Origin of the sequence: Arthrobacter sp. NPDC093139, assembly GCF_044754165.1 — a bacterium.
Taxonomy (GTDB): Bacteria; Actinomycetota; Actinomycetes; order Actinomycetales; family Micrococcaceae; genus Arthrobacter.
The window spans coordinates 89,841-104,218 of record NZ_JBIVOO010000015.1 but is presented as its reverse complement, the minus strand read 5'-3'; the positions used below and the strand labels follow the sequence as shown (position 1 = coordinate 104,218).

Here is a 14,378-nt window from a genome sequence, read left to right as displayed (position 1 = left end):
CGGAATCAGCCACAAACGCACCAGACCCTATAGGCCCCAGACCAACGGCAAGGTCGAGCGTTTCAACCGCATCCTCCTCGAGGAATGGGCCTACGACGGTGGACCATGGGTTCACATATTCGGCGGCGCGTGGGCAGATGGGCTCGCTCGGAAGGGCTAGGGTCTCGGCCCCTTGGAGCGGTTGAGCCGGCATCCCGGCGACTTGATAATTCCCCGATCGTGGGGCCCAGCCAGGTCTATGGAACCCGGAACCTCTCCTCGGCCCTGGAGTCGCATTGCGGCCTAACATGGCCTCGTGAGTAGGATCATCTTCCGCCCAGAACGGCGTCGACTTCGCCGGTTCACGTGTACGGGTTTAACAGCTCGCACCAAAGGCGTACCATCCTACCCATGAGCCCGACAAAGTCGTTGGCCACAGTGACACTTGCCCTCCTCCTCTCCGGCTGCACCCAGCCGGCCCCTCCTCAAACGTCCGCACCGGCCCCTCAGGCACCGGCACCGCAGACAAGCATGTACCTTGAACTCCAGACGATGACGCCCGCACCGGTCCCACCACGGCTGTCCACCACCTTGCCCGTCGCCCCCGTACCCGCCCCCAAAGCCCTTCCGCCGGCAGTCATTGTGGAGGAGCACCGGCACAGGCTCTGGGAGGGGATCAAGGAGTGGAATGACAACATGTGTCTGAACCGCACGGGCAGCCTGGAATGCACGGCCGTCACGCTTAAGCTGAAGCGGCTGTCCACAGCCGCGGTGATGGAACTGGAAAATGCCCGGCCCTGGCCTGTCGAGCAGGACGAGCTGGCCCAGCGCACCCTCTCCCGCCTGAAGGCAGTCTCCATGCTCACCCAGAACGAGACGGCGTCGACGTCGACGCTGCACTCGGAACTGCTGTCCCTCGACCACGCCCTCCAGTCCTGGTCAGCCTTCTCCGGCTGAATATTGAACGCTGCGAAGACTGCGGCGACAGAAAGGGCCGCACTCGTCGTAGCGCAGGACGTCACACCGGCGAGCTGTGGATAATGACGCCGATGGTCACCGACTTGAACGAAGCCAAAACGTCGTCACTCTCGCCAAGTGATTGGGCATCCGGGTCGCCGGCGTCACGGCAGAAATGCCGTCTGCCCACGACTGTCGAATTTCTTCTTCTCCGTCTAACACGTGCTCGACGGCGTGCGTCAGCGGTCGGTGATCAGGTCGTGGGTCACGTGCCGTGTGCGGCGGGAACCGCTCTGCGATCATAAGACGGTGGCGAAAAAGTTGACGGTGCGAAGGATCATGCCGCTCGCGACCGTGTTCGTCGTCGTCGGGCTCCTGATTGGCATGGCGTGGTTCTTCCAACGCTCGCTCATCTATTTTCCCGACCGCGGCCGGCCACGCCCTGCCGCCGAGCTGTTGCCCGGAGCCCAGGAAGTCACGCTCATGACGAGTGACGACCTCGAGCTCGGTGCCTGGTACTTGCCAGCCGCAGACGGCTGCCGCGCGACCGTGCTCGTCGCACCGGGCAACGGCGGCAACCGGGCTTATCGGGCAGGGCTGGGACGAGCGATCAGTGAGCTCGGGTTCGGCGTGCTGCTCTTCGACTATCGCGGTTACGCGGCGAATCCCGGGTACCCGTCCGAGGACGGTCTCGCGCGCGATGTCCGTGCCGCTCGCGAGTTCCTGACAGGTGCGGCAGGAGTACCGGCCGGCTCGCTCGTCTATTTCGGGGAGAGCATCGGCGCCGGGGTGGTCACGGAGCTCGCCACCGAGCATCCTCCAGCCGCGATGCTGCTGCGCTCACCTTTTACCTCGCTCGCCGACGTCGGCCGGGCAGCCTATGGCGTGCCGGTGGGCTGGATGCTTCGCGATCACTACCCGGTACGCGAGAACGTAGTGCGAGCGGACATCCCGACCGCCGTGGTTTACGGAAGCGCGGACACCATCGTGCCCGCACAGCAGAGCCGGGACGTGGCTCAGGCGGCCCGCGACGCCGGAAACTATGTCATCGAGGTGGAGGTAGCGGCGGCGAACCACAACGATGCAGCACTGGCGCTGGGTCCCAAACTCATCCGTGCCCTCGTCGACGTGGCTGGCCGCGGCGGGGCAACCGGGTGCCCTTGACGCTCAGGACGCCGAGTAGACACGCGTTTCGGCCGCTCGCCACACACGCTTCACGTCAATGGCCAGGTGGAAGTCCCCGGCGGAAGGCGTCTAGACGCAGCGAGAGCACATTCCCGTGCACACCTGCATTAGTGTCTCCAACTTTTCCCATTGCACGGACTCCCACCAGACTAGCGCAACGGAACGGTAGCGTCGGATACCCCAAACAGTCAGTAGGCATGACTTCATGCGCGAGGATGAGTTTTCCGCAGGTGATCATCGCATCCCTGACTTGACACGTCGTTTTCCGGATCGTCTTTCTAGCCCTCAGTGTTGGAAACGCTATTGGGTTGGATGCGCGTAAGTAGATCAGCTTCCGATGGCGCCCACTGAGCGATTGTGGGCAAGCTGCAGTTGGACTCGTCGTATCAGGAACCCTGACCCGGGCGGAAAAACTATCCGTCCACACAACCGACCCTCAGTGGCCAAGAAAAGGAGATGGCTATCATCGGTGCCATGGATGAACCTCTGAGCAAGGGAACCGTGAAGAGCTGGCACCGCGAAGAAGGGTGGGGATCCATCCAGATTGAGGGCGTGGTCGAAGAATGCTTCGCCCACTTCTCGTGCATCGTCCAGAGAGAAAATGAGATTCTCGAACTTGTCCCAGGCGAGAAAGTGAGACTCGCTTGGCACAAAGCGCAACAGGATGAATTCACCATCGTTGCCGACTACGTTGAGCGTTCCTAGCCGAACCTTTACCGGGCGGCCTCTGTCTGGCTAGCCGGCTTTATCCGCGCTTCGCTCCGACTCCCAGGCAGAGCTGGATCAGACAGCTCCGCCCTCCAAACCACGGAAGCGTTCATGGACCAGAGAAGATGCTGAAAATGAATAGAGTCCCGACCAAAACGAACATTAGGCCGAACGGCCTGGCAAAGGCAGGTTTGGCCATAAAAGACGCTGAGTAGTCAACTCCCGCGGGCTTTTCGCTTGCGATCGCCCTCGCCAATCCATCAGCAGCCTTGTTCAGGTTGGTCAGCAGGCAGAGTCCTACCAGAAGGCCCTGGGACTGCCCCCGGTTTTGTTGACTCGGGGCTGCGGCGAACTCGCTTAAGAGGGAGCTGATTTCTGACGTGGGTGTTCGATCGTCATCCTGCCGACAGCGGAACCGCCAGGCTACGTTGTCTGGCCACGCATGAACTCGACGGGCAGGACGATGTCTTGGTGTTCGCCCTGGGGTATTGAGATGAGATCCATGACAGCATTGGCGATCTGTTCGATCGGTTGCCGCACGGTAGTTAGCCGCGGTGTAATCATTTGCCCCCAGCCGATGCCGTCGAAGCCGCAAATGGCGATATCCTCGGGCACCCGTATGCCGGCTCGCTGCAGCTCGAAGAGAACCTGGATGGCGAGGACGTCATTGCCGGCAAAGTAGGCGTCGATGGTTCGATCACCGATAAGTATGTCGGCTGCGACGGCACCGGCGTCGGAGGTACGGACCTGACCGAACGCCGCCTGCCCTACCTCAAGGCCTACCTTCGCGGCTTCGTCGATGAATCCTGCGGCTCGGCTTGCCGACGTCGGCAGTCCCCGCGGCGGGCCGGTTACCAGCGCGCGCCGGCGTCCGAGTGAATGAAAATGGCGTGCCACCATGCGGGCTCCCGCTTCGTTGTCAACGGACACCGCGCCGGCGCCCGCATGGGACGTTATCTCATCCACGATTACAATCGGCGGACCGGAATTGAAGCGGGACTCTACTTCATGCACAGCGTCGCTTGTCATGGGGACATAGATGATCCCATCCGGCACCTCGTCGAATACGGCGCCTAAATAAGACACCTCGCGGGCGCGATCCAGCTGGCAGTTCATAAGTGAGAGCATGAAACCCCTGCCGCTCGCCGCATTCTCGATGGCGGCGATGAGCTCCGCATAGAAAGGGTTGGTGACGTCCGGCACCACGGCTGATAGCGACTTCGGCGCGCCGCGGCGCAGTGCGCGGGCGTGCCGGTTGCGCTGGTAGCCCAGTTGGCGAACCACTTCCAGGACCCGTTCACGCGTGGCGTCCGCCACCGGCGCCTTTCCTGCGAGAACGAAGCTGACTGTTGCCGTTGACACGCCTGCTTCGCGCGCGACGTCAATGATTCCGACTCGCTTGGCGTTCTTATGATGACTAGGCACTATGGAGTGATCCTATCGCCTCCTGCTTCTGACAGCGCGGACATGGGAACTAAGTTCTCCGGTCTTTGGCTCGCCTGGTCCTATGAACGCCCGCATAGGCAACCCACCGCCATTGGCGGCAATCAGCCCGCGCGGGTCCGATACGTCCAACGCCGTGAGCGTGGCTTTCGAACTGCAGCCTGCCAGTATCCGCGTTCCCGAAGGCATGGCCCTTGCGGTTTCAGCAGGATCGGCGCGGATGACCGAAAGGCCTCACTGCCCACGTTGAGCCGCAATCGGACGTCATCGGCAGCACCGTGACAGGGCATCGTCTCGACATCTCAGGGGCGACGAACAGGACATCGTCCTGCCCGGGCCCCTCTCCCATGCTCTGAGTACCACGCTCCAGACTCTTGATATGTAAGGACATTATGTCTAACATCGGGATCTAAAGCTTTAGATAGCCTGCTCGTCCTCATTTCCGCACAAAGACGTAGGAAAGGAACACTCATGCAACTCGGACTAATTACCGACTCCCTGGGTTCGCGTCCGCTCGAGCAGGTGCTCGATATTGCAGCCGAACTTGGCATGGACACTGTGGAGATCGCCACCGGCAACTGGTCCGATTCCCCCCATGCAAACCTCGACCAGCTCGTTTCCAGCACCTCAGCATGCAAGGCCCTTGTTGAAGCCATCAGCTCCCGCGGGCTCACCCTGAGCGCACTGAACGCGAATGGAAATCAGCTCCATCCCGTGACCGGACCTGCCCACGACAGGGTCGTGCGCGACACCATAAGGGTGGCCTCCGAGATGGGCGTGCCCACGGTTGTTCTGATGTCCGGGCTTCCCGGCGCGCGGGGTGAGAAGGCGCCTAACTGGATCACTACATCGTGGCCGCCGGAGACGCTTGAGATCCTGGAATACCAATGGTCAGAAGTAGCAGAGCCCTACTGGCTTCAGCTCGCTGAATTCGCAAGAAGCCATAACGTTCGCCTGGCGGTTGAAATGCACGGGCGGCAACTCGTCTTCAATGTGGCCACAATGAAGCGGCTGCAGGGCATTGTCGGTGACGACGTCGTTGGTGCAAACCTCGATCCGTCCCATCTCATGTGGATGGGCGCGGACATTCTTGCGGTCATACGCGCGCTGGGCTCCTCAATTTTCCACGTACATGCCAAAGACGCCCGCATTGAGACGCCCAACACTGCAGTCAACGGCATTCTCGACACGCTGCCCCCGGCCCGCGCCACGGACCGATCCTGGAACTACGTGACCCTTGGTCTAGGCCATCCCGGCGGTGCCGCATTCTGGGCAGACTTCGTTTACAGCCTGCGGTCAGTCGGCTACAACGGCCCGCTTAACATCGAGCACGAGGACGTCCTTGTGAACTCCGGCGAAGGCGTCCGCAAGTCTGCCGAACTCCTGAGTTCCGTGCTGCTCCGTGATGCCCCGGACTGGGCTCCCGCCCGCATCTGACCCTCCCACACAAAGGACCAATATGCAGACGCAGACGTCTCCTGTACTCGGAAAACCCCGCATTACCGAATCCACTGGCCCGAAGCTGGGATTGATCACTGCGATCGCGACCCTTGGCGGCTTGCTGTTCGGCTATGACACCGGCGTCATCAGCGGCGCCCTTCCATTCATGACACTGCCTGGAAGCGCAGGCGGGCTGGAGCTCACCGCCGCCCAAGAAGGCGTTGTGACCGCTTCCCTCGTTTTCGGGGCGGCGTTTGGGGCGCTGTTTGGCGGACGCCTCTCGGATTGACAGGGCCGCAAACGCAACATCATGTTGCTCGCGGTGATCTTCTTCATTGGTGCCATCGGGTGTGCCATCGCTCCGAACACCGCCACAATCATAGTTGCCCGCTTCATTCTCGGTCTGGCCGTGGGCGGAGCCTCGGCCACTGAGCCGGTCTTCCTCGCCGAGCTCGCCCCAGCCTCACGACGCGGGCAGATTGTCACGGTGAACGAACTGATGATCGTTACCGGCCAGCTCATCGCTTACAGCTCGAAAGTCGCTGCTCCGTACGCGACCGGCGGACATTATCGACGAGGAACTTCAGGAGATGCAGGCATCGGCGGCAAAAGACGCCGGGAGCAGAACGGGCAGCACCCGGGACCTCAAACACCATGGATTCGTAAACTTGTCTTCCTCGGGATTGCTATTGCATTCCTTTCACAGACAACAGGCGTCAACAGCATCATGTGGCTCGCGCCTTCGGTCCTGATTTCAACGGGGCTGGATACGCAAGCGTCCCTGGTGGCACCCATCTGCAACGGCGTAGTGTCCGTGCTCGCAACCCTGCTGGGCATTTATCTGCTGCATCGTGGAATTGGCCGGCGTCCAATCATCATTACCGGCCAAGCCGGACTGACCGCGGCACTGGCTCTCATCGGCATCTTCTTCCTTTTGCCGGAGTCTTCACTTCGCTCCTACCTCGTCCCGGCAGGCATGTTGCTATTCCTCCTGTTCATGCAGGCCTGCATCGGGCCGATCTTCTGGCTCCTGCTGGCCGAGATCTTCCCGTTGAGGATCCGTGGATTCGCTACAGGACTCGCGATCTCCTTCGTCTGGATCGCCAACACGATCGTGTCCTTGGTCTTCCCCATCCTTATCGACTCGATCCAAGGCTCTACATTCTTCCTCTTCGCCGTGATCAATATCGGAACACTCATCTTCTACATCCGATCAATTCCCGAAACCAAAGGCCGCAGCTTGGAAAAGGTAGAGGAGGAACTTCAGCGTCGCTTCACTAGGCAGGTACCGCTCATCCGGCCATGAACGGCCAGCCATCCTCAATCAAGTCGGAAGCATCAGGTTCCCGACCCCACTGGACCTGCAGTTGAAATTGAATGCCGCGCCACAAGACCTCATTAGAGGTGGGCCCAGAACCTTGCGGGAGAGGGCGAGCATTTGACCACTCACAAACTTAGGAAGCCTGTCAGCTAATGCTGACGGGCTTCCTAAGAGTGGAAACATCCCAAAGCCAGCATACGCACGGCAGAGTCGGCAGCCGATAGCCTCCATACTCGCGTCCGGACTGTTTTCTATGAAGCTTGCCCTGGGGCAGCGTCTGCCACGGCAACGAGACCGGGAGTGGCAAAGAGTTTCTCCGCCTCCCGTGCAACCAAGGTTCCCAAATGCTGAGCGGCATCGGAGGTGGTGCGGTAGCTGGGGGCCACGATACTGAGGGCGGCGGCCACCTTGGAGCCCACTATGACGGGTGCCGCCACAGCCGTTACATCCGCCTCGACGCCGTTGGCAACAACGGCATAGGTTCCCGCCTCTACCTGGCCAAGAAGAACCGCACCGGCAGCGCTTCCTTGGAGAGGAAATGTCCGGCCAACCCAGTTGATGTGGCGCACGGTGTGCGTACCCTCCTCGATCGCCAGATATAAGCCATGTGTGTTGTCCACCAGAACGCTCAGGTAGGCGGACTCACCGGTCTGCTCAACAAGGGACTGGAGCGCGACCCGGCTGGTGGCCACCAGTGATTCGTGACTCAGGGCCTGCACGCCGAGTTGCACCATCCTGAATCCTGGACGGTAGAGTCCGTCTTCCGTCCGGGTGGCAAACCCGTTGGCCTCAAGGGTCCGAAGCAGACGCAGCGCCGTGCTTGCAGACAAATCGACTGCCTTGGCTGCGTCAACGAGCTTTACGCCGTCATTCTCGCACACGGCACGCAGCAGCCCGAGTGTGCGGTCTGCGGCACGGGTGGTGGGGTCCTGCGTTGTTCGGGCGGTCATGCTTCCTCGCTAGGGCAGAAGGGGCTGGCTTTCACAACTGTAAAACTTCCATTTCACTGTACGGCAATTATTGTGCCCCAAACCATTGACGCTGCCCAGCGCCACGGAGTAACTTTCATGTGACGGCAGTTACGTTTTACTCTTTGAAACTTTGAACCGGAACATCCTGGAGAACCACATGTCATCAAAATCCCTTCCCGCGCACGTTTCGAGCCGGCGCGCTGTTGTCGCAGCGGGCACGGCAGTCCTAGCCGGAATGCTTACCCTTACCGGCTGCGGCGCAGGCAGCCCGTCCTCGCCCGGAACGGCAGCAGCCACCCAAGGTGGAGGCGGAAGCGGCAACTTGGAGAAGGTGAGTGTGGGGTTGATTCCGATCACCGATGTCGCCCCGGTTTACTTGGGCATGCAGGAGGGCTACTTCCAGGAGGAGGGCATCGAGCTGGACGTCCAGCTGGCGCAGGGCGGGGCAGCTATCGTGCCTGCAGTTACCACCGGGGAGTACCAATTCGGGTACTCGAACGTTGTTTCCCTGCTGATCGCTCGGGACAAGGGGTTACCGGTGACGGTGGTATCGAACGGTTCCACCTCTACGAACGAGCCGGGAGCCGACACAACCGAGGTGGCGGCAATGCCAGACAGCGGCATCCAGAGCGCGGCCGACCTGGTCGGTAAGACAGTGGCAGTGAATGCTCTCAACAACTTTGCGGACATCACTATCCGAAACTCCGTTGAGAAGGCCGGCGGTGATCCGCAGGGCGTGAAATTCGTGGAGATGCCCTACCCGAATATGCCGGCCGCCCTCGAGCGGGGCGATGTCGATGCTGCATGGACAACCGAGCCCTTCCGGACGCAGATCCTCAAAGCCGGTGGAAAAATCGTGGCCAGTCCCATGACGGACATGGCCGAGAACTTCGATTCGGCCTTCTACTTCACGTCCCAGCAGACGCTGGAAAAGAATCCTGAACTCGTGGAGCGCTTCCGCAGGGCCTTGCACAAGTCGTTCGAATTCGCCTCAGCGAATGAGGACAAGGTACGCGCCATCATCCAGGACTACGCAAAGGTCACGCCTGAACTCGCCGAGGCCCTGGTGATGTCCAAGTGGAACAAGGACGTCAACACGGACGCCCTTAAGAAGCTGGGCACCGCCGCCAAGGAGTACGAGGTACTGAAAAAGGACCCGGACTACGAGGCGATGATCGCCAAATAGGCGCCCAAGTGCACATTAGTTTCGTGCACGTCAGTCTCGTGCACGCGATCTCTCGGGAAGAAGAATGGACATAAACAGTAGGGCAAAGATGCCGCAAAGGGCCCACCCCCGGCCCAGCAAGCAACTGCTGGGCGCCGCCGGAATCGCAGGCTTTCTCCTGATTTGGGAATTGGTGCCAAACGTCGGAGTCGTTGACGCCCGGTTCCTGCCGCCGGCCTCGGAGGTTCTGCTGGCTCTGGCCACGGACTTCAGTTATACCGCGTTCTGGATTGCAGTAGCTGAAACAATGCTCGCCTGGCTTATCGGCTTGGTGACTGCAGTCCTGGCCGCGACCTTGCTGGGCTTCGTCATAGGGTCCTCATCCTTCCTGCGGAGGTTCACCAACTCCACCGTCGAGTTCCTGCGCCCCATTCCCTCTGTGGCGCTGATCCCGCTGGCTGTTCTGCTGTTCGGAGTCAAGATGGAGTCGTCCCTGATGCTCATCATCTACGCCTCGTTCTGGCAGGTCTTTATTCAAGTCCTGTATGGAGTGGCAGACGTGGACAACGTGGCGATGAACACCGCCAAGAGCTACGGGCTGGGCCAGTTCGCACGGATTCGTTACGTGGTATTCCCAACGGCGCTCCCCTACCTGATGACCGGGGTCCGCCTGGCCGCATCGGTCGCGCTGATCCTGGCGATTACCGCCGAGCTGGTCATTGGCTCTCCGGGGCTGGGGCGTGAAATTGCCCTGGCGCAATCCGGTGGGGCCATTGCGGGCATGTACGCCCTGGTATTGGCCACCGGCCTGATCGGGATCCTGATAAATCTGGTCATGCGCTCTATTGAGCGCAAGACCCTTTCCTGGCACTCCTCGGTGCGTGCAGAGGTGATCATATGAAAATCCTAAAGGGAGTCGCCTATGCCGTGGGATTGCCCGCGATATTGGTCCTTATCTGGGCGGCGGCCACTGCCGGCGACGAAAACTTCTTCGTCCCCACACCCGCCACCTTAATCGGCACCTTTGCTGAGACGTGGTTCGGTGACCGCATCCTCTCCGATGTGCTGCCCAGCCTGGGCCGGCTTATTATGGGCGTCACTGCCGCCATCATCATAGGAATTGTGGCGGGCCTGCTTATCGGATCGGTGAAATGGCTGCGGGACTTGACGGAGCCGGTCCTTGAGTTCTTTCGCGCCATCCCGCCGCCGGTGCTTGTCCCCGTGCTCATGCTGCTCATGGGCATCACTGACTCCATGAAGGTAGCAGTCATCATCTCCGGTTGCATTTGGCCGGTGCTGCTGAACACCATCGAGGGCGTGCGCGCCGTCGACGGTGTACTGTCGGACTCCGCGCATACCTACGGCATTTCAGGAGCGGCCCGTATTCGCCACCTTGTCCTGCCCAGCGCCAGCCCACAAATCATGGCCGGAGTGCGCCAGTGCCTGTCCATCGGACTGATTTTGATGGTTATCTCCGAAATGTTCGCCTCCTCCTCCGGGCTGGGCTTCACCATCGTCCAGTTCCAGCGATCCTTCGCCATCCCTGAGATGTGGTCCGGCATCGTGATCCTGGGCCTGGTGGGAGTGGCCTTGTCCTTCATTTTCCAATTCACCGAGCGCCGTATCCTGCGCTGGTACCACGGCCTGCGAGAGGTAGAAAATGCCGTCTGAAACCACTGACAAGAACATCATCACTGGCCGTGTGTCCGGAGCCGACCGGGACCATCAGGCTATGCTCTCGGTTCGCGGCCTGAAAAAGGTCTACCAAACTGACGGCGGACCCATCGAAGCGGTGCGGAACCTGACATTCGACCTCCGCGCCGGCGAGCTCGCATGCCTGGTGGGCCCGTCCGGATCCGGCAAGACTACGCTCCTCAAGTGCATTTCCGGGCTTATGGCGCCTACGGAAGGCCAGGTGCTTTTGGACGGGGTGGAGGTTTCCGGTCCGCCCAAGAAGATGGCGGTGGTCTTCCAGGAATACGGCCGCTCACTCTTCCCCTGGATGCGCGTACGCGAGAACGTCGAACTGCCGCTGAAGAACCAGCGTGTACCGAAGGCTGAACGCGACAGGCTCGTCGATGAGGCGCTCGAAGCGGTGGGCCTGTCCCACGTTCCGATGTCCTACCCCTGGCAACTCTCAGGCGGTATGCAGCAACGTGTTGCCATCGCCCGCGCCGTCGCCTACCAGCCCGAAGTCCTGCTGATGGACGAGCCGTTCGCCGCCGTTGATGCTCAGACTCGGGCTGACTTGGAGGACCTGATCCGCACGGTGTGGAAGAAGCTGGGCGTCACAGTCCTGTTTGTCACCCACGACATCGACGAATCCGTGTACCTGGGCGAGCGGGTCATCATCCTCTCGTCCTCCCCCACGGTCATTCAGGAGGACCTACACATCGACCTTCCAGCGGAACGCGACCAGCTCAACACCCGGTCTCTGCCGCGGTTCACTGAACTGCGCCACCACGTTTACGAGCAGATTCAATTGGCCAAGTCTGGTCACCGTCCTGCCGCCGCAACAAAGTAAACACCAGCGCCTTTTCATCTCCCCCATCTAGGAGTCCCTTATGGCACCCGCCGATTTCACTACCGGTGCCCGCCCGGTCAAAGCAGCCCGCGGCACCGAGCTCACCGCCAAGTCCTGGCAGACGGAAGCCCCGCTGCGCATGCTCATGAACAACCTGGACCCCGAGGTGGCCGAACGCCCGGACGATCTGGTGGTTTACGGCGGCACCGGCCGGGCGGTCAGAAGCTGGGCCGCGTTCGACGCCATCACCCGCACGCTGGAAACGATGGAAAAGGATGAGACCCTGCTGGTCCAGTCCGGCAAGCCTGTTGGTGTGTTCCGCACCAATGAGTGGGCGCCGCGCGTGCTGCTGGCCAACTCCAACCTTGTCGGCGACTGGGCCAACTGGCCCGAGTTCCGCCGGCTCGAGGCCGAGGGCCTGATGATGTACGGGCAGATGACCGCGGGCTCATGGATCTACATCGGCACCCAGGGCATCCTGCAGGGCACGTTCGAGACCTTCGCCGCCATCGCCCGCAAGCTCACCGGGGACGAGAACGGCACCCTCGCCGGCACGCTGACCCTGACCGGCGGCTGCGGCGGCATGGGCGGAGCCCAGCCGCTCGCCGTCACACTCAATGACGGCGCCTGCCTGATCGTCGACGTCGACGAGACCCGTCTGCGCCGCCGGGCCGGCAAGCGCTACCTGGACGAGGTGGAAACCGACCTCGACGCCGCCATCGCCAAAGTGCTCAAGGCCAAGGAGGAGCGCCGCGGCTGGTCCGTCGGTTATGTCGGCAACGCCGCCGAGGTCTTCCCCGAGATCCTGCGCCGCCACAGGGCCGGCGAACTCACCGTTGACATCGTCACGGATCAGACCTCCGCCCACGATCCCCTGTCCTACCTGCCGGAGGGTATCTCTGTGGCGGAATGGCACCGCGAGGCCGAGGCTGACCCGGAAGGCTTCACCAAGAAGGCCCAGGCGTCCATGGCCAGGCACGTCCAGGCCATGGTCGAATTCCAGGACGCCGGCGCCGAGGTGTTCGACTACGGCAACTCCATCCGCGATGAAGCCCGGAAGGGCGGCTACGCCCGTGCCTTCGAATTCCCCGGCTTCGTCCCCGCCTACATCCGGCCCCTGTTCTGCGAAGGCCTGGGACCGTTCCGTTGGGTCGCGCTCTCCGGAGACCCCGAGGACATCGCCGTCACCGACGCCGCGATCAAGGAGCTCTTCCCGGAGAACAAGCACCTGCACCGCTGGATCGACGCCGCCGGTGAGCGCGTGGAGTTCGAAGGGCTGCCGGCGCGCATCTGCTGGCTGGGCTACGGCGAACGGGCCAAAGCCGGGCTGCTCTTCAACCAGCTCGTGAAGGAAGGCAAGGTCAAGGCGCCCATCGTGATCGGCCGCGACCACCTCGACTCCGGCTCCGTCGCCTCCCCGTACCGCGAGACCGAGGCCATGGCCGACGGCTCTGACGCCATCGCCGACTGGCCCCTGCTTAACGCCCTGCTGAACACCGCCTCCGGCGCCACCTGGGTCTCGATCCACCACGGCGGCGGAGTCGGCATCGGCCGCTCCATCCACGCCGGCCAGGTCTCTGTCGCCGACGGAACCGACCTCGCAGCCGAAAAGCTTGAGCGGCTCCTCACCAATGACCCCGGCATGGGCGTCATCCGCCACGCCGACGCCGGCTACGACCGCGCCCTCGACGTCGCCAAAGAACGCGGCGTCCGCATCCCCATGAACGAAGCCAAACAAAATTGAGTCAGCGACCTGCTGGGAGATGCCGTAGGAGGTAGCTGCGCAATTCCCTGTGGCATACCCACATTCAGGAGTGACAAGTCATGTTCCAAACAGTCAGCTATGCACCCACGGACTACACCCCGATGCCGTGGAAAAACGGTGGCGGGCAGACCACAGAACTACTCCGCGGCGGCCCCAAAGAAAAGTACACCTGGCGTCTGTCCAAGGCCGACATCGTGGCTGACGGCCCATTCTCGAAGTTCGCGGACATGAAGCGGCTCATCACAGTGATCCATGGAAAGGGTATGCGACTGCACGTGGACGGCCACTCGAGCGAGGTGCTTGCGCCATTCCAAACCCTGAACTTCGATGGTAGCTCCGACGTTCAGTGCGAGCTGCTAAACGGTCCCGTCCAAGACGTAAACCTCATCTACTCACCGGCTCACGTTTCACCTCGATGGGAGTGGACGGAGCCAGGACACCCCCGCGACTTCACTACCTCAGCTGATACAACCCTCATATACAGCCCTGAGTCCGAGACCGCAGTAATGTCCACCGGCTTTTCCCCGATCCACCTTCCGCCAGGGCATCTCCTGGAAATAAGGAACACCGCCGAGCCCGAGAATCTCAGGCTCAAGCTGGCGGGCTCCCGCTGCCTGATCATCGCACTGACAACCCTGAAGTCGCAGAACACCCCAACGCACTTCCAACCGAACCGAGGACAAACATATGCACCGAAAGCTCACACAGCCTCCACATCGAGGACCGGTTCACTCCGGAACTCCGACAAAAGTGAAAACTCGATCCGCGCGATATCCGGGCCGCGCTGATTCCCGGTCGGCGACCCGCAGGCTGCCTTCACATGTTTTCCTGTGCGTCCTTGCAGGCGCGGATGCAAACCAATCTAGTTGTCCCGAAAACTGCCCCTACTGCAATGGACCGGAAACGGACTAACAAATGTC

At 61.5% G+C, this 14,378-nt stretch carries 13 protein-coding genes and 2 pseudogenes; 13 read left to right on the top strand and 2 right to left on the bottom strand.

Annotated elements, in window-relative coordinates; all coding sequences use genetic code 11:
* The 4 genes and pseudogenes from ACIP90_RS18705 to ACIP90_RS18690 all read left to right on the top strand — a co-directional run.
* A pseudogene (locus tag ACIP90_RS18705) lies at positions 1-94 on the top strand (integrase core domain-containing protein); the annotation flags it as partial.
* Between the two features lie 296 nt (positions 95-390).
* On the top strand, positions 391-936 hold the full coding sequence (locus tag ACIP90_RS18700; RefSeq protein WP_400581104.1) for a hypothetical protein: 546 nt from the start codon (positions 391-393) through the stop codon (positions 934-936).
* Between the two features lie 339 nt (positions 937-1,275).
* The gene (locus ACIP90_RS18695; protein ID WP_400581102.1) at positions 1,276-2,100 is read left to right on the top strand and encodes an alpha/beta hydrolase; all 825 of its coding nucleotides are present in this window, start codon (positions 1,276-1,278) and stop codon (positions 2,098-2,100) included.
* A 495-nt stretch (positions 2,101-2,595) separates the two neighbouring features.
* A complete protein-coding gene (locus tag ACIP90_RS18690) occupies positions 2,596-2,826 on the top strand; it encodes a cold-shock protein (RefSeq protein ID WP_400581100.1) in 231 nt (76 codons plus the stop codon).
* Between the two features lie 426 nt (positions 2,827-3,252).
* Here the strand turns inward: ACIP90_RS18690 and ACIP90_RS18685 are convergent, their stop codons facing one another.
* Positions 3,253-4,254 carry a LacI family DNA-binding transcriptional regulator gene (locus tag ACIP90_RS18685; protein WP_400581099.1) on the bottom strand — a complete coding sequence of 334 codons (1,002 nt, stop codon included), beginning with the start codon at positions 4,252-4,254 and terminating at the stop codon, positions 3,253-3,255.
* Positions 4,255-4,743: 489 nt separating this feature from the next.
* On the opposite strand from ACIP90_RS18685, the gene ACIP90_RS18680 reads away from it, so the two are divergent.
* The 3 genes and pseudogenes from ACIP90_RS18680 to ACIP90_RS18670 all read left to right on the top strand — a co-directional run bounded on the left by ACIP90_RS18680 (position 4,744) and on the right by ACIP90_RS18670 (position 7,018).
* Positions 4,744-5,709: a sugar phosphate isomerase/epimerase family protein gene (locus tag ACIP90_RS18680; RefSeq protein ID WP_400581097.1), complete on the top strand. Its 966-nt coding sequence runs from the start codon at positions 4,744-4,746 to the stop codon at positions 5,707-5,709.
* Positions 5,678-6,247, top strand: a pseudogene (locus ACIP90_RS18675) (MFS transporter); the annotation flags it as partial. The gene ACIP90_RS18680 and the pseudogene ACIP90_RS18675, both read left to right, overlap by 32 nt.
* Positions 6,233-7,018, top strand: a complete 786-nt coding sequence (locus ACIP90_RS18670) for an MFS transporter (protein ID WP_400581111.1) — start codon at positions 6,233-6,235, stop codon at positions 7,016-7,018. The pseudogene ACIP90_RS18675 and the gene ACIP90_RS18670, both read left to right, overlap by 15 nt.
* A gap of 266 nt (positions 7,019-7,284) precedes the next feature.
* Here ACIP90_RS18670 and ACIP90_RS18665 read toward each other — a convergent pair whose 3' ends face one another.
* Positions 7,285-7,983, bottom strand: coding sequence for an IclR family transcriptional regulator (locus ACIP90_RS18665; protein WP_400581095.1), 699 nt, complete (start codon positions 7,981-7,983; stop codon positions 7,285-7,287).
* A 178-nt stretch (positions 7,984-8,161) separates the two neighbouring features.
* On the opposite strand from ACIP90_RS18665, the gene ACIP90_RS18660 reads away from it, so the two are divergent.
* From ACIP90_RS18660 to ACIP90_RS18635, 6 genes are all read left to right on the top strand, one after another.
* A complete protein-coding gene (locus ACIP90_RS18660; RefSeq protein ID WP_400581094.1) occupies positions 8,162-9,190 on the top strand; it encodes an ABC transporter substrate-binding protein in 1,029 nt (342 codons plus the stop codon).
* Between the two features lie 64 nt (positions 9,191-9,254).
* Positions 9,255-10,070 carry an ABC transporter permease gene (locus ACIP90_RS18655; RefSeq protein ID WP_400581093.1) on the top strand — a complete coding sequence of 272 codons (816 nt, stop codon included), beginning with the start codon at positions 9,255-9,257 and terminating at the stop codon, positions 10,068-10,070.
* Positions 10,067-10,840, top strand: a complete 774-nt coding sequence (locus ACIP90_RS18650; RefSeq protein ID WP_400581092.1) for an ABC transporter permease — start codon at positions 10,067-10,069, stop codon at positions 10,838-10,840. The genes ACIP90_RS18655 and ACIP90_RS18650 overlap by 4 nt, the downstream gene beginning before the upstream one ends.
* A 61-nt stretch (positions 10,841-10,901) precedes the next feature.
* Positions 10,902-11,693: an ABC transporter ATP-binding protein gene (locus ACIP90_RS18645; RefSeq protein WP_400581109.1), complete on the top strand. Its 792-nt coding sequence runs from the start codon at positions 10,902-10,904 to the stop codon at positions 11,691-11,693.
* A 40-nt stretch (positions 11,694-11,733) separates the two neighbouring features.
* Positions 11,734-13,437 (top strand): urocanate hydratase, encoded by a 1,704-nt coding sequence (hutU, locus tag ACIP90_RS18640; protein WP_400581091.1) that lies wholly within the window; start codon positions 11,734-11,736, stop codon positions 13,435-13,437.
* A gap of 80 nt (positions 13,438-13,517) precedes the next feature.
* Positions 13,518-14,246 (top strand): HutD family protein, encoded by a 729-nt coding sequence (locus ACIP90_RS18635; protein WP_400581090.1) that lies wholly within the window; start codon positions 13,518-13,520, stop codon positions 14,244-14,246.
* Positions 14,247-14,378: the final 132 nt, after the last annotated feature.